Below are 15,874 nucleotides of genomic sequence, written 5' to 3'. Positions count from 1 at the left end.
CCCTCGCGCTATTCCCACAAGAAATACATGACAAAGGCCAGGACAGGCGTTTCCGATATTTGCTAGACTGACGCCTCTTCGAAACGAACCTGCGTCGGCCGCATGCCGCAGGCTCTTTTAAGGGTGGAGTCTTAATGTCTGGTTCAATTTTTACCGGTGATGTGAACGATCTGGAATTACTGGAGCAGCATCCCTTCGAACAAAGCGATTTCGATATTCTTAAATCCTACGAGGCCGTCGTTGACGGGTTGGCGATGCTGATTGGCTCGCATTGTGAAATCGTGCTGCATTCGCTGGAAGATTTAAAGTGCTCCGCCGTCAGGATCGCCAACGGCGAACATACGGGACGTAAAATCGGCTCGCCGATTACCGACCTCGCACTGCGCATGCTGCATGACATGACGGACGCGGAAAGCAACGTCTCGCGCGCTTACTTCACCCGCGCCAAAAGCGGAGTGCTGATGAAATCAGTGACTATCGCTATCCGCAACGGCAAACAGCGCGTAATAGGCCTGCTCTGCATCAACATGAACCTGGACGTGCCTTTCTCGCAGATCATGGCGACCTTTATCCCGCCGGAAACCCAGGAGATGGATTCTTCCGTCAACTTCGCGTCGTCGGTGGAAGATCTGGTCATGCAGACGCTGGAGTTTACCATCGAAGAGGTCAGCAACGACCGCAACATCTCCAACAACGCTAAAAACCGTCAGATTGTGCTGAACCTTTATGAGAAGGGCATCTTTGACATCAAGGACGCTATCAACCAGGTGGCGGATCGCCTGAATATCTCCAAACACACGGTTTATCTCTATATCCGCCAGTTTAAAAACGGCGATTTCCAGGGCGGCGAGCGCTGATGCGTTTCACGCTGTTGGTTACCGGCCCGGCCTATGGCACGCAGCACGCCAGCTCTGCCTTGCTGTTCGCTCAGGCGCTGCTGGCGGCAGGCCACGAGCTGGAGAGCGTGTTTTTCTATCGGGAAGGCGTCCTCAATGCCAGCGCGCTCACCTCGCCGGCCAGCGACGAGTTTAATCTGACGCAGGCCTGGCAGAAGTTACAGCGAGAACACAATGTCGCGCTGAACATCTGTGTGGCCGCCGCGCTGCGTCGCGGCATTGCCGACGAGCAGGAAGCGAAAAATCTGGGGCTTTCTGCCGCCAACCTGGCCGAAGGCTTTCAGCTTTCTGGCTTGGGCGCGCTGGCGGAAGCCGCCTTAAGCAGCGAACGTATGGTGCAATTTTAATGAAACGCGTCGCTTTTATATTCAGTAAGGCGCCGCACGGCTCCAGCGCGGGCAGGGAAGGGCTGGACGCCGTCATGGCCATCTCGGCGCTGAGTGAAGAGATCGCGTTGTTTTTTGTTAGCGACGGCGTGCTGCAGCTGCTGGACGGTCAGCAGCCGGAAAAAGTGCTGGCGCGCAACTACATCGCTACCTTCGGCGTGCTGCCGCTGTACGATTTAGAAAATTTCTATGTTTGTTCTGCGGCGCTGGCCGAACGCGGCATCGACGCCGCAAGGCTGAAAGCGCTGCCGGTCGAGGTGCTGACGCCGTCCGCGCTGCGGGCGGAGCTGGAAAACTACGATCGAATTATTTCTTTCTGAGGAAAGTATGCTGCATACGCTGATCCATTCGCCTTTTCAGTGCGATTTCAACGCCATGCTGCGGCTGCTGGCGGCAGGCGACGATGTGCTGCTGCTGCAGGACGGCGTGCTGGCGGCGCTGGAAGGCAGCCAGGCCCTTGAATCGCTGCGTCTCGCCCCCATTTCACTCTACGTGCTGCAAGAAGATGTCATGGCTCGCGGGCTTTCTGCTCAAATTTCATCCATCGCGACCGCAGTAAGCTATACTGAGTTCGTCGCGCTGACGGTAAAACAGACTCAACAAATAGCCTGGTGAGTACGATATCCTGGTTATTTCTTGACACCTTTTCTGCTCAGCCCTAAAATTCCGCGTCCTCGTTATCTTACGAGGCGATTTATTACGTGTTTACGAAGCAAAAGCAAATTCCAGGAGCTATTTAATGGCAACAGTTAACCAGCTGGTACGCAAACCACGCGCACGCAAAGTTGCAAAGAGCAACGTGCCTGCGCTGGAAGCATGCCCGCAGAAACGTGGCGTATGTACTCGTGTGTACACCACTACCCCTAAAAAACCAAACTCCGCACTGCGTAAAGTTTGCCGTGTGCGTTTGACCAACGGTTTTGAAGTCACCTCCTACATCGGCGGTGAAGGTCACAACCTGCAGGAGCACTCCGTGATCCTGATCCGTGGCGGTCGTGTAAAAGACCTGCCAGGTGTGCGTTACCACACCGTTCGTGGCGCGCTGGACTGCTCAGGTGTTAAAGACCGTAAGCAGGCTCGCTCCAAGTACGGCGTGAAGAAGCCAAAGGCTTAATGGTTCTCCGTTAAGTAAGGCCAAACGTTTTATCTTAAATGTCATAATAAACTCATCGAGTTTTGGACAATCCTGAATTAACAACGGAGTATTTCCATGCCACGTCGTCGCGTCATTGGTCAGCGTAAAATTCTGCCAGATCCTAAGTTCGGATCAGAGCTGCTGGCCAAATTTGTAAATATCCTGATGGTAGATGGTAAAAAATCTACTGCTGAATCAATCGTTTATACTGCACTTGAGACCCTGGCTCAGCGTGCTGGTAAAGGCGAACTGGAAGCATTCGAAGTAGCCCTGGACAACGTCCGCCCAACCGTGGAAGTTAAATCCCGTCGCGTTGGTGGCTCTACTTATCAGGTACCAGTTGAAGTCCGTCCGGTTCGTCGTAATGCTCTGGCAATGCGTTGGATCGTTGAAGCTGCTCGTAAACGCGGTGATAAATCAATGGCTCTGCGCCTGGCGAACGAACTTTCTGATGCTGCGGAAAACAAAGGTACCGCAGTGAAGAAACGTGAAGACGTTCACCGTATGGCCGAAGCCAACAAGGCGTTCGCACACTACCGCTGGTAACAGCTCTGTAGTTGTTATTAACCCAGCGGGCGTTCAGTTGACCCCGCTGGGCTTTAACTTTGAACGTCCGAGAATCAGAGGAATCAAATGGCTCGTACAACACCCATTTCACGCTACCGTAACATCGGTATCAGTGCACACATCGACGCCGGTAAGACGACAACTACCGAACGTATCCTGTTCTACACCGGTGTAAACCACAAAATCGGTGAAGTTCATGATGGCGCAGCCACCATGGACTGGATGGCGCAGGAGCAGGAGCGTGGTATTACCATTACCTCCGCAGCGACTACCGCTTTCTGGTCAGGTATGGCTAAGCAGTTCGAGCCGCACCGCGTTAACATCATCGACACCCCGGGACACGTTGACTTCACCATCGAAGTAGAACGTTCCATGCGTGTTCTTGACGGCGCAGTAATGGTTTACTGTGCGGTTGGTGGTGTTCAGCCACAGTCTGAAACCGTATGGCGTCAGGCGAACAAATATAAAGTTCCACGCATCGCGTTCGTTAACAAAATGGACCGCATGGGTGCAAACTTCCTGAAGGTTGTCGGCCAGATTAAATCTCGTCTGGGCGCTAACCCTGTTCCACTGCAGCTGGCTATCGGCGCAGAGGAAAACTTCACCGGCGTTATCGACCTGGTGAAAATGAAAGCCATCAACTGGAACGATGCAGACCAGGGCGTGACCTTCGAATACGAAGAGATCCCTGCGAACATGCAGGAACTGGCTGAAGAATGGCACCAGAACCTGATTGAATCCGCAGCTGAAGCCTCTGAAGAGCTGATGGAGAAATATCTGGGCGGTGAAGAACTGACTGAAGAAGAGATCAAAACTGCTCTGCGTCAGCGCGTTCTGAACAACGAAATCATTCTGGTTACCTGTGGTTCTGCGTTCAAGAACAAAGGCGTTCAGGCGATGCTGGATGCGGTAGTTGACTACCTGCCGGCACCAACCGACGTTCCTGCGATCAACGGTATGCTGGACGACGGTAAAGATACCCCAGCTGAGCGTCATGCGACCGACGACGAGCCTTTCTCTGCTCTGGCGTTCAAAATCGCAACTGACCCGTTTGTGGGTAACCTGACGTTCTTCCGCGTGTACTCCGGTGTTGTTAACTCCGGCGACACCGTGCTGAACTCAGTGAAATCTGCACGTGAGCGTTTTGGCCGTATCGTACAGATGCACGCCAACAAGCGTGAAGAGATCAAAGAAGTTCGCGCAGGCGACATCGCTGCGGCAATCGGTCTGAAAGACGTAACCACCGGTGACACCCTGTGTGACCCGGACAACGTCATCATTCTGGAGCGTATGGAATTCCCTGAGCCGGTAATCTCCATCGCCGTAGAGCCAAAAACCAAAGCTGACCAGGAAAAAATGGGTCTGGCTCTGGGTCGTCTGGCGAAAGAAGACCCGTCATTCCGCGTATGGACTGACGAAGAGTCTAACCAGACTATCATCGCTGGTATGGGTGAGCTGCACCTCGACATCATCGTTGACCGTATGAAGCGTGAATTCAACGTTGAAGCGAACGTAGGTAAACCTCAGGTTGCTTACCGCGAAGCTATCCGTTCTAAAGTAACGGATATCGAAGGTAAACACGCCAAGCAGTCTGGTGGTCGTGGTCAGTACGGTCATGTTGTTATCGACATGTACCCACTGGAGCCGGGCTCAAACCCGAAAGGCTACGAATTTATCAACGACATCAAAGGCGGTGTGATTCCTGGCGAATACATCCCTGCGGTTGATAAAGGTATTCAGGAGCAGCTGAAGGCTGGCCCGCTGGCGGGTTATCCGGTAGTTGACATGGGTATCCGTCTGCACTTTGGTTCTTACCATGACGTTGACTCCTCTGAGCTGGCGTTTAAACTGGCGGCGTCTATCGCCTTTAAAGATGGCTTTAAGAAAGCAAAACCTGTGCTGCTTGAGCCAATCATGAAGGTTGAAGTTGAAACGCCTGAAGAGAACACTGGTGACGTTATCGGTGACCTGAGCCGTCGTCGTGGTACGCTGCGCGGTCAGGAATCCAACGTGACTGGCGTTGTGATCCACGCTGAAGTGCCGCTGTCTGAAATGTTCGGATACGCGACGCAGCTGCGTTCAATCACCAAAGGCCGTGCATCTTACTCCATGGAATTCCTGAAGTATGATGACGCGCCAAACAACGTCGCTCAGGCTGTTATTGAAGCCCGTGGTAAATAATCGGGTTTAACCAATTGATCCCGTGCTCTCCTTTCCACAGGGGAGAGCACAGAAAGTAAGGAATATCGCCGTGGCTAAAGAAAAATTTGAACGCTCCAAACCGCACGTCAACGTTGGTACTATCGGCCACGTTGACCACGGTAAAACTACCCTGACTGCTGCTATCACCACCGTACTGGCTAAAACCTACGGCGGTTCTGCTCGTGCATTCGACCAGATCGATAACGCGCCAGAAGAAAAAGCTCGTGGTATCACCATCAACACTTCTCACGTTGAGTACGACACCCCGACTCGCCACTACGCGCACGTTGACTGCCCAGGCCACGCCGACTATGTGAAAAACATGATCACCGGTGCTGCGCAGATGGACGGCGCTATCCTGGTTGTTGCTGCGACTGACGGCCCAATGCCGCAGACCCGTGAGCACATCCTGCTGGGTCGTCAGGTTGGCGTTCCTTACATCATCGTGTTCCTGAACAAGTGCGACATGGTTGATGACGAAGAGCTGCTGGAGCTGGTAGAGATGGAAGTCCGTGACCTGCTGTCACAGTACGACTTCCCGGGCGACGACACCCCAATCGTTCACGGTTCCGCGCTGAAAGCGCTGGAAGGCGACGCTGAGTGGGAAGCGAAAATCATCGAGCTGGCTGGTCACCTGGATAACTACATCCCGGAACCAGAGCGCGCTATCGACAAGCCGTTCCTGCTGCCAATCGAAGACGTGTTCTCTATCTCCGGCCGTGGTACCGTTGTTACCGGTCGTGTAGAGCGCGGTATCGTTAAAGTGGGCGAAGAAGTTGAAATCGTTGGTATCAAAGATACCGTGAAATCAACCTGTACCGGCGTTGAAATGTTCCGTAAGCTGCTGGACGAAGGCCGTGCGGGCGAGAACTGCGGTATCCTGCTGCGCGGTATCAAGCGCGAAGATATCCAGCGTGGTCAGGTTCTGGCTAAGCCAGGCACCATCAAGCCACACACCAAGTTCGAGTCTGAGGTTTACATCCTGTCTAAAGACGAAGGCGGCCGTCATACTCCGTTCTTCAAAGGCTACCGTCCACAGTTCTACTTCCGTACTACTGACGTGACCGGTACCATCGAACTGCCAGAAGGCGTGGAAATGGTAATGCCAGGCGACAACATCAAAATGGTTGTTACCCTGATCCACCCAATCGCCATGGACGATGGTCTGCGTTTCGCAATCCGCGAAGGCGGCCGTACCGTTGGCGCGGGCGTTGTTGCTAAAGTTATCTCTTAATTGTTGATAATTTAAAGCTGATAAAAAGAGCACTTCGGTGCTCTTTTTTTATGTCTGCAATTTGCTCTGAGGGGATAGAGCCGCAGCGCGTTCAGATTGAAATAAAAACGATTCTCATTTACAATATGGTTGTTCTCAGCGCCGGGATAAAACCATGTACGTCTGTCTTTGCAACGCCATTAGCGATAAAACGCTTCGCGAAGTGGTTCGCCGCTATCAGCCCAAATCGATTCAGCAGCTGCGCCAGCTAATACCGGTCGGTAAACAGTGCGGCAAATGCCTGCGCCAGGCGCGCGACATCATGAACGAAGAGCTGCCCAACGCGCCGCTCTATAAAGAGATCGCCTGATAAGTCCCTGCATTTTGTCCTGCTTTTTTGACTTCCCTGACAACGCATCTACGATCTGATTAACCGGAAGCGGAGGATGCAAAATGAAGGGCGATGCCAAAATCATAAGCTATTTGAATAAACTGCTTGGAAATGAGCTGGTTGCTATCAACCAGTATTTTTTGCACGCGCGAATGTTCAAAAATTGGGGACTGATGCGCCTGAACGATGTTGAGTATCACGAGTCAATCGACGAGATGAAGCATGCGGACAAATATATCGAGCGCATACTTTTTCTGGAAGGGCTGCCGAACCTGCAGGATTTGGGGCGGTTGCGCATCGGCGAGGACGTTGAAGAAATGCTGCGTTCAGATCTGACGCTGGAGCTGGAAGGCGCCAGAGATCTGCGCGAAGCCATCGCTTATGCTGATAAGGTTCATGACTATGTCAGCCGCGATATGATGATCGTCATTCTGGAAGATGAAGAACACCATATCGACTTCCTGGAAACGGAGCTTGAGCTGATTAGCAAAATCGGTATCCAGAATTATTTGCAGTCACAGATAAAACCGGAGTAGCAGTAGAGATGGGGTTCAAAAAACAGACGCCGCTGAAACAATAACTTCAGCGGCTTTTTTTCGCCTGACGCCATTTTATTCCCCGCTATCTTTATGCCCGCCGCACGACCAATCCAGGAAATGTGTTGCAAAGCCGCGCTATGTACGTATAATGCGCGGGCCTGTCAGAAATGACGGCCCGGTTCGATTTGAGCCGCAGGCGAGCCATGAGCTCCCTGACAATACTCCCAATCGGGGAGTTATGTGCAGACGATTACACTCCCCCATCAATCGTAATGGGTGCGGGTAGTAATTTTTTTCGTTTATAAATAATTGGAGCTCTGGTCTCATGCAGAACCAAAGAATCCGTATCCGTCTTAAAGCGTTTGATCATCGTCTGATCGATCAATCGACCGCAGAAATCGTTGAGACTGCAAAGCGCACTGGTGCGCAGGTTCGTGGTCCAATTCCTCTGCCGACCCGCAAAGAGCGCTTTACCGTTCTGATCTCCCCGCACGTCAACAAAGATGCGCGCGATCAGTATGAAATTCGCACTCACAAGCGTCTGGTTGACATCGTTGAGCCAACTGAAAAAACGGTTGATGCTCTGATGCGTCTGGATCTGGCTGCAGGTGTTGACGTGCAGATCAGCCTGGGTTAATCAGGTCATTGAGCGATTGAGAGGTTGAAACAATGATTGGTTTAGTCGGTAAAAAAGTGGGCATGACCCGCGTCTTCACTGAAGACGGCGTATCTATCCCAGTAACCGTGATCGAAATTGAAGCAAACCGCGTGACTCAGGTTAAAGACCTGGCTAACGACGGCTACACTGCTATCCAGGTAACCACCGGCGCTAAAAAAGCAAACCGCGTGACTAAGCCTGAAGCAGGCCATTTTGCTAAAGCTGGCGTAGAAGCTGGCCGTGGTCTGTGGGAATTCCGTACCGCTGAAGGCGAAGAATTCACTGTAGGCCAGAGCATCAACGTTGACGTTTTCGCTGACGTGAAAAAAGTTGACGTAACTGGCACATCCAAAGGTAAAGGTTTTGCCGGTACTGTTAAGCGCTGGAACTTCCGTACTCAGGATGCTACCCACGGTAACTCCTTGTCCCACCGCGTTCCGGGTTCTATCGGTCAGAACCAGACTCCGGGCAAAGTGTTCAAAGGCAAGAAAATGGCAGGCCAGCTGGGTAATGAGCGCGTAACCGTTCAGAGCCTGGACGTAGTACGTGTTGACGCTGAGCGCAACCTGCTGCTGGTTAAAGGTGCAGTTCCCGGCGCGACCGGTAGCGACCTGATCGTTAAACCAGCTGTGAAGGCGTAAGGGGATAGCAATGGAATTAGTATTGAAAGACGCGCAAAGCGCGCTGACTGTTTCCGAAACTACCTTCGGTCGTGATTTCAACGAAGCGCTGGTACATCAGGTTGTTGTTGCTTACGCAGCAGGTGCCCGTCAAGGTACCCGCGGTCAGAAAACCCGTGCTGAAGTAACTGGTTCCGGCAAAAAGCCATGGCGTCAGAAAGGCACCGGCCGTGCGCGTTCAGGTTCTGCAAAGAGCCCGATCTGGCGTTCAGGCGGCGTGACCTTCGCTGCAAAGCCACAGGACCACAGTCAAAAAGTTAACAAAAAGATGTACCGCGGCGCGCTGAAAAGCATCCTGTCCGAGCTGGTACGTCAAGATCGTCTGATCGTTGTCGAGCAGTTCTCTCTGGAAGCACCTAAAACCAAGCTGCTGGTAGAGAAACTGAAAGACATGGCGCTGGAAGACGTGCTGATCATCACTGGCGAACTGGAAGAGAACCTGTTCCTGGCCGCTCGCAACCTGTACAAGGTTGACGTACGTGATGCAGCGGGTATCGACCCAGTTAGCCTGATCGCCTTCGACAAAGTCGTTATGACTGCTGATGCAGTTAAGCAAGTTGAGGAGATGCTGGCATGATCCGTGAAGAACGTCTGCTGAAAGTACTGCGCGCGCCGCACGTATCTGAAAAAGCGTCTGCTGCGATGGAAAAAACCAATACCATCGTTCTCAAAGTTGCTAAAGACGCGACCAAAGCAGAAATCAAAGCCGCTGTACAGAAGCTTTTCGAAGTGGAAGTAGAGGACGTAAACACCCTGGTTGTTAAAGGGAAAGTTAAGCGTCACGGACAGCGTATTGGTCGTCGTAACGACTGGAAAAAAGCTTACGTCACCCTGAAAGAAGGCCAGAATCTGGACTTCGTCGGCGGCGCTGAGTAAGTCGGAGGAGAAGAACAATGGCAGTTGTTAAATGTAAACCGACATCTCCGGGTCGTCGTCACGTAGTTAAAGTGGTGAACGCGGAGCTGCACAAGGGCAAACCATTTGCCCCGCTGATCGAAAAGAACAGCAAATCCGGTGGCCGTAACAACAATGGTCGTATCACTACCCGTCATATCGGTGGTGGTCATAAGCAGGCTTACCGTATTGTTGACTTCAAACGCAACAAAGATGGTATCCCGGCTACCGTTGAACGTCTTGAGTACGATCCGAACCGCTCCGCGAACATCGCGCTGGTTCTGTACAAAGACGGCGAGCGCCGTTACATCCTGGCCCCTAAAGGCCTGAAAGCTGGCGACCAGATTCAGTCTGGCGTTGATGCGGCGATTAAAGCGGGTAACACCCTGCCGATGCGCAACATCCCAGTGGGTTCCACCGTACACAACGTAGAGATGAAACCAGGCAAAGGCGGTCAGATTGCCCGTTCAGCTGGTACTTACGTGCAGATCGTTGCGCGTGAAGGTTCTTACGTTACCCTGCGTCTGCGTTCTGGCGAAATGCGTAAAGTCGAATCCGACTGCCGCGCGACCCTGGGCGAAGTCGGCAACGCAGAGCACATGCTTCGCGTTCTGGGTAAAGCCGGTGCAGCTCGTTGGCGCGGTGTTCGTCCTACCGTTCGCGGTACTGCGATGAACCCAGTCGATCACCCGCACGGTGGTGGTGAAGGTCGTAACTTTGGTAAGCACCCTGTTTCACCTTGGGGCCTGCAGACTAAAGGTAAGAAGACCCGTAGCAACAAGCGTACTGATAAATTTATCGTACGTCGCCGTAGCAAATAATTTTAGAGGATAAGCCATGCCACGTTCTCTCAAGAAAGGTCCTTTTATTGACCTGCACTTGCTGAAGAAGGTAGAGAAAGCGGTGGAAAGCGGAGACAAGAAGCCTTTGCGCACCTGGTCCCGTCGTTCAACGATCTTCCCTAACATGATCGGTTTGACCATCGCTGTCCATAATGGTCGTCAGCACGTTCCTGTCTTTGTTTCCGACGAAATGGTCGGTCACAAACTGGGTGAATTTGCACCGACTCGTACTTATCGCGGTCACACTGCTGATAAGAAAGCCAAGAAACGCTAACAGGAGGAAGAGATGGAAACTATCGCTAAACATCGCCACGCTCGTTCTTCTGCCCAGAAGGTTCGCCTGGTAGCAGATCTTGTACGCGGTAAGAAAGTGTCGCAGGCTCTGGACATTTTGACCTACACCAACAAGAAAGCGGCTGTACTGGTCAAGAAAGTACTGGAATCTGCCATTGCTAACGCCGAACACAACGATGGCGCGGACATTGATGATCTGAAAGTCACGAAGATCTTCGTAGACGAAGGCCCAAGCATGAAGCGCATTATGCCGCGTGCAAAAGGTCGTGCAGATCGCATCCTGAAGCGCACCAGCCACATTACTGTGGTTGTGTCCGATCGCTGAGACTCTGGAGACTAGCAATGGGTCAGAAAGTACATCCTAATGGTATTCGCCTGGGTATTGTTAAACCCTGGAACTCTACCTGGTTCGCCAATACCAAAGAATTCGCTGACAACCTGGACAGCGACTTTAAAGTACGTCAGTTCCTGACTAAAGAACTGGCTAAAGCGTCCGTCTCTCGTATCGTTATCGAGCGTCCGGCTAAGAGCATCCGTGTGACCATTCACACCGCTCGTCCTGGCATCGTGATCGGTAAGAAAGGCGAAGACGTAGAAAAACTGCGCAAGGTCGTAGCGGATATCGCTGGCGTGCCTGCACAGATCAATATCGCCGAAGTCCGTAAACCGGAACTGGACGCTAAACTGGTTGCTGACAGCATCACTTCACAGCTGGAGCGTCGCGTGATGTTCCGTCGTGCGATGAAGCGTGCTGTACAGAACGCAATGCGTCTGGGCGCTAAAGGTATTAAAGTTGAAGTTAGTGGCCGTCTGGGCGGTGCTGAAATCGCGCGTACCGAATGGTACCGTGAAGGCCGCGTGCCGTTGCACACCCTGCGTGCTGACATTGACTACAACACCTCTGAAGCGCACACCACTTATGGTGTAATCGGCGTTAAGGTATGGATCTTCAAAGGCGAGATCCTGGGTGGTATGGCTGCTGTTGAACAACCGGAACCGGCTGCTCAACCTAAAAAGCAGCAGCGTAAAGGCCGTAAGTAAGGAGAGTCGCTGATGTTACAACCAAAGCGTACAAAATTCCGTAAAGTGCACAAAGGCCGCAACCGTGGTCTGGCGCAGGGTACGGATGTTAGCTTCGGTACTTTCGGTCTGAAAGCTGTTGGCCGTGGTCGTCTGACTGCTCGTCAGATCGAAGCCGCACGTCGTGCTATGACCCGTGCAGTTAAGCGTCAAGGTAAAATTTGGATCCGTGTATTCCCGGACAAACCAATTACTGAGAAGCCGCTGGAAGTGCGTATGGGTAAAGGTAAGGGTAACGTAGAGTATTGGGTTGCCCTGATCCAGCCTGGTAAAGTCCTGTATGAAATGGACGGTGTTCCGGAAGAGCTGGCCCGTGAAGCATTCAAGCTGGCAGCAGCAAAACTGCCTATCAAAACCACCTTTGTAACTAAGACGGTGATGTAATGAAAGCAACAGAGCTGCGTGAGAAAAGCGTTGAAGAGCTGAACACTGAGCTGCTTAACCTGCTGCGTGAGCAGTTCAACCTGCGCATGCAGGCAGCATCCGGCCAGCTGCAACAGACTCATCTGTTGAAGCAAGTGCGTCGTGATGTTGCACGCGTTAAGACTTTACTGACTGAGAAGGCGGGTGCGTAATGACCGATAAAATCCGTACTCTGCAGGGTCGTGTGACCAGCGACAAAATGGAGAAATCCATTGTTGTAGCTATCGAGCGTTTCGTGAAACACCCAATCTACGGTAAATTCATTAAGCGTACGACTAAACTGCACGTACATGACGAGAACAATGAATGTGGTATCGGCGACGTGGTTGAAATCCGCGAATGCCGTCCACTGTCCAAGACCAAGTCCTGGACCCTGGTTCGCGTTGTAGAGAAAGCGGTTCTGTAAGAACTTCTTCTCTGTAAAAACCCCCGCTTGCGGGGGTTTTTTCTTTTCTGCCTTCAGCAATTCCTCGCCACAACGCCTCTCTTTTTTCCTGATGCTGATCGCGATCAGGTTGATGCCTCTAATAATTCTTAAGATGTTCTTATGTTCAGCCGCGCTGAATATGCTTACACAGGGCGCGTGTAGCAAAGCCCTGCCTCGGGAAAAAGTTAGGGAAAGCTCTTATGCAAAATCAACCAGACCAGACTCGTCGGCTACTGCTGACATTACCGCTGCTCGCCGCCTCTTCCCGGCTGCTGGCCGCCGACGCAATGCAATCGTCTGCGAACAGCCATGCTCATTCGCCACAATCCGGACGCACGCTGCTGCTTAAGAACGCCGCGTTGATTGCCACTATGGATAAAGATCGACGAGAGATTAAAAACGGCAGCGTACTGATCAAGGACAACCTTATTCAGGCGGTAGGAAAAACAGAGGAATTGCCGGATACCGCCGACAGAGTGATCGATTTGCGCGGACATATTGTCATTCCAGGGCTAATCAACACTCATCACCATATGTACCAGAGCCTGACGCGCGTGATCCCGCCTGCGCAGGACGGCGAACTCTTTAAGTGGATTAGCAACCTTTATCCCATCTGGCAAAAAATTACCCCGGAAATGATCCGCATCTCCACCATGATGTCGATGACTGAACTCATCCTTTCCGGCTGCACCACTTCCAGCGATCACCTTTATCTTTATCCTAACGGCTGCCGGCTGGATGACAGCATCGAAGCCGCCGCCACAGTAGGGATGCGCTTCCACGCCAGCCGCGGCAGTATGAGTCTGGGGCAGAGTAAAGGAGGATTGCCGCCGGACTCATTGGTAGAGGAGGAAGCGGCGATACTTAAGGATACCCAGCGAGTGATTGAACGCTATCACGACGCCAGCCGCGGTTCGATGCTGCGTATCGTAGTGGCGCCCTGTTCGCCCTTCTCAGTTACTCAGGATCTGATGAGGGAATCAGCCAGTCTGGCGCGCAGCTATAAAGTCTCTATGCATACGCACCTGGCGGAAAATGAAAATGATGTGCTCTACAGCAAGGAGAAATTCAATCGCACGCCGGCGCAGTATGTTGAAGAGCTGGGCTGGGTAGGGCACGACGTCTGGCATGCTCACTGTGTGAAACTGGACGACTACGGTATCAGGCTTTTCGCCCGTACGGGTACCGGGATAGCGCATTGCCCCTGTTCCAATATGCGGTTGGCTTCCGGCATCGCGCCGATCAGGACGATGCTGGATGCAGGCGTGACTATAGGTCTGGGCGTGGATGGTTCCGCTTCCAACGATACGGCGGATATGATCGCGGAAGTGCGTCAGGCGTTGCTGCTGCAGCGGGTTGGATTCGGGCCCGACGCCATGACGGCCAGACAGGCGCTTGAGCTGGCAACACTGGGCGGCGCGAAAGTGCTAAACCGCGATGATGTCGGCGTCATTGCTCCCGGCATGATGGCGGATATCGCCGTTTTCGATCTCAATCAGCCTGGGCTGGCGGGTGCCATGCACGATCCGCTGGCCGCACTGGTCTTCTGTAACCCAGGAACGGTGGCCTGGAGCATAATCAATGGCCGGATAGTGGTGGAGAAGGGGCGTATGACGCAGCTGGATTCAGGCAAAATCCTGGCTCAGCACAACGCGCTGGCCGCCAGGCTCTATCCATAAAATGAAGAAATCGCGGTGAAGGGCGGCGCGAAAGCCGCCTTTTTATCGAGACACTTCCCAAATAGCAGCTTTAAAGCGCGATCAGGGTGAAGAAGTGTGCAGATTACGATTGCTACCGGATGAACAATTCCTTAGAATGTCGCGTTCCTCAAATCAGAGGTTCAAATATCGACTCGATATGAGTCGTTTATTTTTTCTACCCATATGCGAGCTGCGGTGTTATAATGCTGCGCCCTCAATAATGGGGCTTTTATACGACCTGAATCAGGTCCCGAAGTAGTAGTTGACATTAGCGGAGCACTAAAATGATCCAAGAACAGACTATGCTGAACGTCGCCGACAACTCCGGTGCACGTCGCGTAATGTGTATCAAGGTTCTGGGTGGCTCGCACCGTCGCTACGCAGGCGTAGGCGATATCATCAAAATTACCATCAAGGAAGCGATTCCTCGCGGTAAGGTTAAGAAAGGTGATGTGCTGAAGGCGGTAGTGGTGCGCACCAGGAAGGGTGTTCGTCGCCCGGACGGTTCTGTCATTCGCTTCGATGGTAATGCATGCGTTATTTTAAACAATAACAGCGAGCAGCCTATCGGAACGCGTATTTTTGGGCCGGTAACTCGTGAACTTCGTACTGAAAAGTTCATGAAAATTATCTCTCTGGCACCAGAAGTACTCTAAGGAGCGAAAAATGGCAGCTAAAATCCGTCGCGATGACGAAGTTATCGTGCTGACCGGCAAAGATAAAGGTAAGCGCGGTAAAGTTAAGAATGTCCTGTCTTCCGGTAAGGTCATTGTTGAAGGTATTAACCTGGTCAAGAAACACCAGAAGCCGGTTCCGGCTCTGAACCAGCCAGGTGGCATCGTTGAAAAAGAAGCCGCTATTCAGGTTTCCAACGTTGCGCTTTACAACTCTGCAACTGGCAAGGCTGACCGTGTAGGCTTTAGATTCGAAGACGGCAAAAAAGTCCGTTTCTTCAAGTCTAACAGCGAAACTATCAAGTAATTTGGAGTAGTACGATGGCGAAACTGCATGATTACTACAAAGACGAAGTAGTTAAGAAACTCATGACTGAGTTTAACTACAATTCTGTCATGCAAGTCCCTCGGGTCGAGAAGATCACCCTGAACATGGGTGTTGGTGAAGCGATCGCTGACAAGAAACTGCTGGATAACGCAGCAGCCGATCTGGCAGCAATCTCCGGTCAAAAGCCGTTTATCACCAAAGCACGCAAATCTGTTGCAGGCTTCAAAATCCGTCAGGGCTATCCGATCGGCTGTAAAGTAACTCTGCGTGGCGAACGCATGTGGGAGTTCTTTGAGCGTCTGATCTCTATTGCTGTTCCACGTATCCGTGACTTCCGTGGCCTGTCCGCTAAGTCATTCGACGGTCGTGGTAACTACAGCATGGGCGTTCGTGAGCAGATCATCTTCCCAGAAATCGACTATGACAAAGTCGATCGCGTTCGTGGTTTGGATATTACCATTACCACTACTGCGAAATCTGACGATGAAGGCCGTGCTCTGCTGGCTGCCTTTGACTTCCCGTTCCGCAAGTAAGGTAGGGTTACT

25 protein-coding genes are annotated in these 15,874 nt (G+C 52.2%); all 25 read left to right on the top strand.

The window, feature by feature from the left end; genetic code table 11:
* The first annotated feature begins 134 nt into the window (after nucleotides 1-134).
* Nucleotides 135-857 (top strand): helix-turn-helix transcriptional regulator, encoded by a 723-nt coding sequence (locus MKZ79_RS19295; protein WP_336144238.1) that lies wholly within the window; start codon nucleotides 135-137, stop codon nucleotides 855-857.
* Entirely contained in the window at nucleotides 857-1,243 is a 387-nt protein-coding gene (tusD, locus tag MKZ79_RS19290; RefSeq protein ID WP_336144237.1) for a sulfurtransferase complex subunit TusD, read from the top strand. Before MKZ79_RS19295 ends, tusD begins: the two co-directional genes overlap by 1 nt.
* The gene (tusC, locus tag MKZ79_RS19285) at nucleotides 1,243-1,602 is read left to right on the top strand and encodes a sulfurtransferase complex subunit TusC (protein WP_336144236.1); all 360 of its coding nucleotides are present in this window, start codon (nucleotides 1,243-1,245) and stop codon (nucleotides 1,600-1,602) included. Before tusD ends, tusC begins: the two co-directional genes overlap by 1 nt.
* A 7-nt stretch (nucleotides 1,603-1,609) precedes the next feature.
* Complete coding sequence (gene tusB, locus MKZ79_RS19280) at nucleotides 1,610-1,897, top strand: sulfurtransferase complex subunit TusB (protein ID WP_336144235.1); 288 nt, start codon at nucleotides 1,610-1,612, stop codon at nucleotides 1,895-1,897.
* 124 nt (nucleotides 1,898-2,021) lie between these two features.
* Nucleotides 2,022-2,396 carry a 30S ribosomal protein S12 gene (gene rpsL / locus MKZ79_RS19275; protein ID WP_075182598.1) on the top strand — a complete coding sequence of 125 codons (375 nt, stop codon included), beginning with the start codon at nucleotides 2,022-2,024 and terminating at the stop codon, nucleotides 2,394-2,396.
* Nucleotides 2,397-2,492: 96 nt separating this feature from the next.
* Nucleotides 2,493-2,963, top strand: a complete 471-nt coding sequence (gene rpsG / locus MKZ79_RS19270) for a 30S ribosomal protein S7 (RefSeq protein WP_125289829.1) — start codon at nucleotides 2,493-2,495, stop codon at nucleotides 2,961-2,963.
* Nucleotides 2,964-3,050: 87 nt separating this feature from the next.
* Complete coding sequence (fusA, locus tag MKZ79_RS19265; protein WP_336144234.1) at nucleotides 3,051-5,165, top strand: elongation factor G; 2,115 nt, start codon at nucleotides 3,051-3,053, stop codon at nucleotides 5,163-5,165.
* A gap of 70 nt (nucleotides 5,166-5,235) precedes the next feature.
* Entirely contained in the window at nucleotides 5,236-6,420 is a 1,185-nt protein-coding gene (tuf, locus tag MKZ79_RS19260; RefSeq protein WP_336144233.1) for an elongation factor Tu, read from the top strand.
* Between the two features lie 154 nt (nucleotides 6,421-6,574).
* Nucleotides 6,575-6,769, top strand: a complete 195-nt coding sequence (gene bfd / locus MKZ79_RS19255; protein ID WP_336144232.1) for a bacterioferritin-associated ferredoxin — start codon at nucleotides 6,575-6,577, stop codon at nucleotides 6,767-6,769.
* 83 nt (nucleotides 6,770-6,852) lie between these two features.
* Nucleotides 6,853-7,326, top strand: a complete 474-nt coding sequence (gene bfr / locus MKZ79_RS19250) for a bacterioferritin (RefSeq protein WP_336144231.1) — start codon at nucleotides 6,853-6,855, stop codon at nucleotides 7,324-7,326.
* 328 nt (nucleotides 7,327-7,654) lie between these two features.
* Nucleotides 7,655-7,966 (top strand): 30S ribosomal protein S10, encoded by a 312-nt coding sequence (gene rpsJ / locus MKZ79_RS19245; protein WP_001181005.1) that lies wholly within the window; start codon nucleotides 7,655-7,657, stop codon nucleotides 7,964-7,966.
* A gap of 32 nt (nucleotides 7,967-7,998) precedes the next feature.
* A complete protein-coding gene (gene rplC, locus MKZ79_RS19240; protein WP_336144230.1) occupies nucleotides 7,999-8,628 on the top strand; it encodes a 50S ribosomal protein L3 in 630 nt (209 codons plus the stop codon).
* Between the two features lie 10 nt (nucleotides 8,629-8,638).
* Nucleotides 8,639-9,244, top strand: coding sequence for a 50S ribosomal protein L4 (rplD, locus tag MKZ79_RS19235; protein WP_336144229.1), 606 nt, complete (start codon nucleotides 8,639-8,641; stop codon nucleotides 9,242-9,244).
* A complete protein-coding gene (gene rplW, locus MKZ79_RS19230) occupies nucleotides 9,241-9,543 on the top strand; it encodes a 50S ribosomal protein L23 (protein WP_034917494.1) in 303 nt (100 codons plus the stop codon). Before rplD ends, rplW begins: the two co-directional genes overlap by 4 nt.
* Before the next feature lie 17 nt (nucleotides 9,544-9,560).
* On the top strand, nucleotides 9,561-10,382 hold the full coding sequence (rplB, locus tag MKZ79_RS19225) for a 50S ribosomal protein L2 (RefSeq protein ID WP_336144228.1): 822 nt from the start codon (nucleotides 9,561-9,563) through the stop codon (nucleotides 10,380-10,382).
* Nucleotides 10,383-10,398: 16 nt separating this feature from the next.
* The gene (rpsS, locus tag MKZ79_RS19220; protein ID WP_013204132.1) at nucleotides 10,399-10,677 is read left to right on the top strand and encodes a 30S ribosomal protein S19; all 279 of its coding nucleotides are present in this window, start codon (nucleotides 10,399-10,401) and stop codon (nucleotides 10,675-10,677) included.
* A gap of 12 nt (nucleotides 10,678-10,689) precedes the next feature.
* The gene (gene rplV, locus MKZ79_RS19215) at nucleotides 10,690-11,022 is read left to right on the top strand and encodes a 50S ribosomal protein L22 (RefSeq protein ID WP_000447532.1); all 333 of its coding nucleotides are present in this window, start codon (nucleotides 10,690-10,692) and stop codon (nucleotides 11,020-11,022) included.
* Between the two features lie 17 nt (nucleotides 11,023-11,039).
* Nucleotides 11,040-11,738 carry a 30S ribosomal protein S3 gene (gene rpsC, locus MKZ79_RS19210; protein WP_002919766.1) on the top strand — a complete coding sequence of 233 codons (699 nt, stop codon included), beginning with the start codon at nucleotides 11,040-11,042 and terminating at the stop codon, nucleotides 11,736-11,738.
* Between the two features lie 12 nt (nucleotides 11,739-11,750).
* Nucleotides 11,751-12,161 (top strand): 50S ribosomal protein L16, encoded by a 411-nt coding sequence (gene rplP / locus MKZ79_RS19205; RefSeq protein WP_002438716.1) that lies wholly within the window; start codon nucleotides 11,751-11,753, stop codon nucleotides 12,159-12,161.
* Nucleotides 12,161-12,352, top strand: a complete 192-nt coding sequence (gene rpmC, locus MKZ79_RS19200; protein WP_025902044.1) for a 50S ribosomal protein L29 — start codon at nucleotides 12,161-12,163, stop codon at nucleotides 12,350-12,352. The genes rplP and rpmC overlap by 1 nt, the downstream gene beginning before the upstream one ends.
* Nucleotides 12,352-12,606, top strand: a complete 255-nt coding sequence (gene rpsQ / locus MKZ79_RS19195; RefSeq protein WP_152320863.1) for a 30S ribosomal protein S17 — start codon at nucleotides 12,352-12,354, stop codon at nucleotides 12,604-12,606. Before rpmC ends, rpsQ begins: the two co-directional genes overlap by 1 nt.
* A 308-nt stretch (nucleotides 12,607-12,914) precedes the next feature.
* Complete coding sequence (locus MKZ79_RS19190; protein ID WP_336144386.1) at nucleotides 12,915-14,306, top strand: 8-oxoguanine deaminase; 1,392 nt, start codon at nucleotides 12,915-12,917, stop codon at nucleotides 14,304-14,306.
* 305 nt (nucleotides 14,307-14,611) lie between these two features.
* Nucleotides 14,612-14,983, top strand: coding sequence for a 50S ribosomal protein L14 (rplN, locus tag MKZ79_RS19185; protein ID WP_004160583.1), 372 nt, complete (start codon nucleotides 14,612-14,614; stop codon nucleotides 14,981-14,983).
* A 10-nt stretch (nucleotides 14,984-14,993) separates the two neighbouring features.
* Nucleotides 14,994-15,308, top strand: coding sequence for a 50S ribosomal protein L24 (rplX, locus tag MKZ79_RS19180; protein WP_024966583.1), 315 nt, complete (start codon nucleotides 14,994-14,996; stop codon nucleotides 15,306-15,308).
* 14 nt (nucleotides 15,309-15,322) lie between these two features.
* Nucleotides 15,323-15,862: a 50S ribosomal protein L5 gene (gene rplE / locus MKZ79_RS19175; RefSeq protein ID WP_024966584.1), complete on the top strand. Its 540-nt coding sequence runs from the start codon at nucleotides 15,323-15,325 to the stop codon at nucleotides 15,860-15,862.
* The last annotated feature ends 12 nt before the right edge of the window (nucleotides 15,863-15,874 follow it).

This window comes from Erwinia sp. CGal63 (assembly GCF_037026505.1).
Taxonomy (GTDB): Bacteria; Pseudomonadota; Gammaproteobacteria; order Enterobacterales; family Enterobacteriaceae; genus Erwinia.
Note: the sequence above shows the minus strand (reverse complement) of the source record. Positions and strands in the feature narration are given on the sequence as shown.

Excerpts from the sequence above, each read along its gene's own strand:
- rpsL (WP_075182598.1), top strand. The coding sequence starts at position 2,022 with ATGGCAACAGTTAACCAGCTGGTACGCAAACCACGCGCACGCAAAGTT.
- rplV (WP_000447532.1), top strand. The coding sequence starts at position 10,690 with ATGGAAACTATCGCTAAACATCGCCACGCTCGTTCTTCTGCCCAGAAG.
- rpsQ (WP_152320863.1), top strand. The coding sequence starts at position 12,352 with ATGACCGATAAAATCCGTACTCTGCAGGGTCGTGTGACCAGCGACAAA.
- rplN (WP_004160583.1), top strand. The coding sequence starts at position 14,612 with ATGATCCAAGAACAGACTATGCTGAACGTCGCCGACAACTCCGGTGCA.
- rpsG (WP_125289829.1), top strand. The coding sequence starts at position 2,493 with ATGCCACGTCGTCGCGTCATTGGTCAGCGTAAAATTCTGCCAGATCCT.
- rplE (WP_024966584.1), top strand. The coding sequence starts at position 15,323 with ATGGCGAAACTGCATGATTACTACAAAGACGAAGTAGTTAAGAAACTC.
- MKZ79_RS19190 (WP_336144386.1), top strand. The coding sequence starts at position 12,915 with ATGCAATCGTCTGCGAACAGCCATGCTCATTCGCCACAATCCGGACGC.
- rpsC (WP_002919766.1), top strand. The coding sequence starts at position 11,040 with ATGGGTCAGAAAGTACATCCTAATGGTATTCGCCTGGGTATTGTTAAA.
- tusD (WP_336144237.1), top strand. The coding sequence starts at position 857 with ATGCGTTTCACGCTGTTGGTTACCGGCCCGGCCTATGGCACGCAGCAC.
- rplB (WP_336144228.1), top strand. The coding sequence starts at position 9,561 with ATGGCAGTTGTTAAATGTAAACCGACATCTCCGGGTCGTCGTCACGTA.
- rplP (WP_002438716.1), top strand. The coding sequence starts at position 11,751 with ATGTTACAACCAAAGCGTACAAAATTCCGTAAAGTGCACAAAGGCCGC.
- rplX (WP_024966583.1), top strand. The coding sequence starts at position 14,994 with ATGGCAGCTAAAATCCGTCGCGATGACGAAGTTATCGTGCTGACCGGC.
- rplW (WP_034917494.1), top strand. The coding sequence starts at position 9,241 with ATGATCCGTGAAGAACGTCTGCTGAAAGTACTGCGCGCGCCGCACGTA.
- tusC (WP_336144236.1), top strand. The coding sequence starts at position 1,243 with ATGAAACGCGTCGCTTTTATATTCAGTAAGGCGCCGCACGGCTCCAGC.
- rpsS (WP_013204132.1), top strand. The coding sequence starts at position 10,399 with ATGCCACGTTCTCTCAAGAAAGGTCCTTTTATTGACCTGCACTTGCTG.
- MKZ79_RS19295 (WP_336144238.1), top strand. The coding sequence starts at position 135 with ATGTCTGGTTCAATTTTTACCGGTGATGTGAACGATCTGGAATTACTG.
- rpsJ (WP_001181005.1), top strand. The coding sequence starts at position 7,655 with ATGCAGAACCAAAGAATCCGTATCCGTCTTAAAGCGTTTGATCATCGT.
- fusA (WP_336144234.1), top strand. The coding sequence starts at position 3,051 with ATGGCTCGTACAACACCCATTTCACGCTACCGTAACATCGGTATCAGT.
- rpmC (WP_025902044.1), top strand. The coding sequence starts at position 12,161 with ATGAAAGCAACAGAGCTGCGTGAGAAAAGCGTTGAAGAGCTGAACACT.
- rplD (WP_336144229.1), top strand. The coding sequence starts at position 8,639 with ATGGAATTAGTATTGAAAGACGCGCAAAGCGCGCTGACTGTTTCCGAA.
- bfr (WP_336144231.1), top strand. The coding sequence starts at position 6,853 with ATGAAGGGCGATGCCAAAATCATAAGCTATTTGAATAAACTGCTTGGA.
- rplC (WP_336144230.1), top strand. The coding sequence starts at position 7,999 with ATGATTGGTTTAGTCGGTAAAAAAGTGGGCATGACCCGCGTCTTCACT.
- bfd (WP_336144232.1), top strand. The coding sequence starts at position 6,575 with ATGTACGTCTGTCTTTGCAACGCCATTAGCGATAAAACGCTTCGCGAA.
- tusB (WP_336144235.1), top strand. The coding sequence starts at position 1,610 with ATGCTGCATACGCTGATCCATTCGCCTTTTCAGTGCGATTTCAACGCC.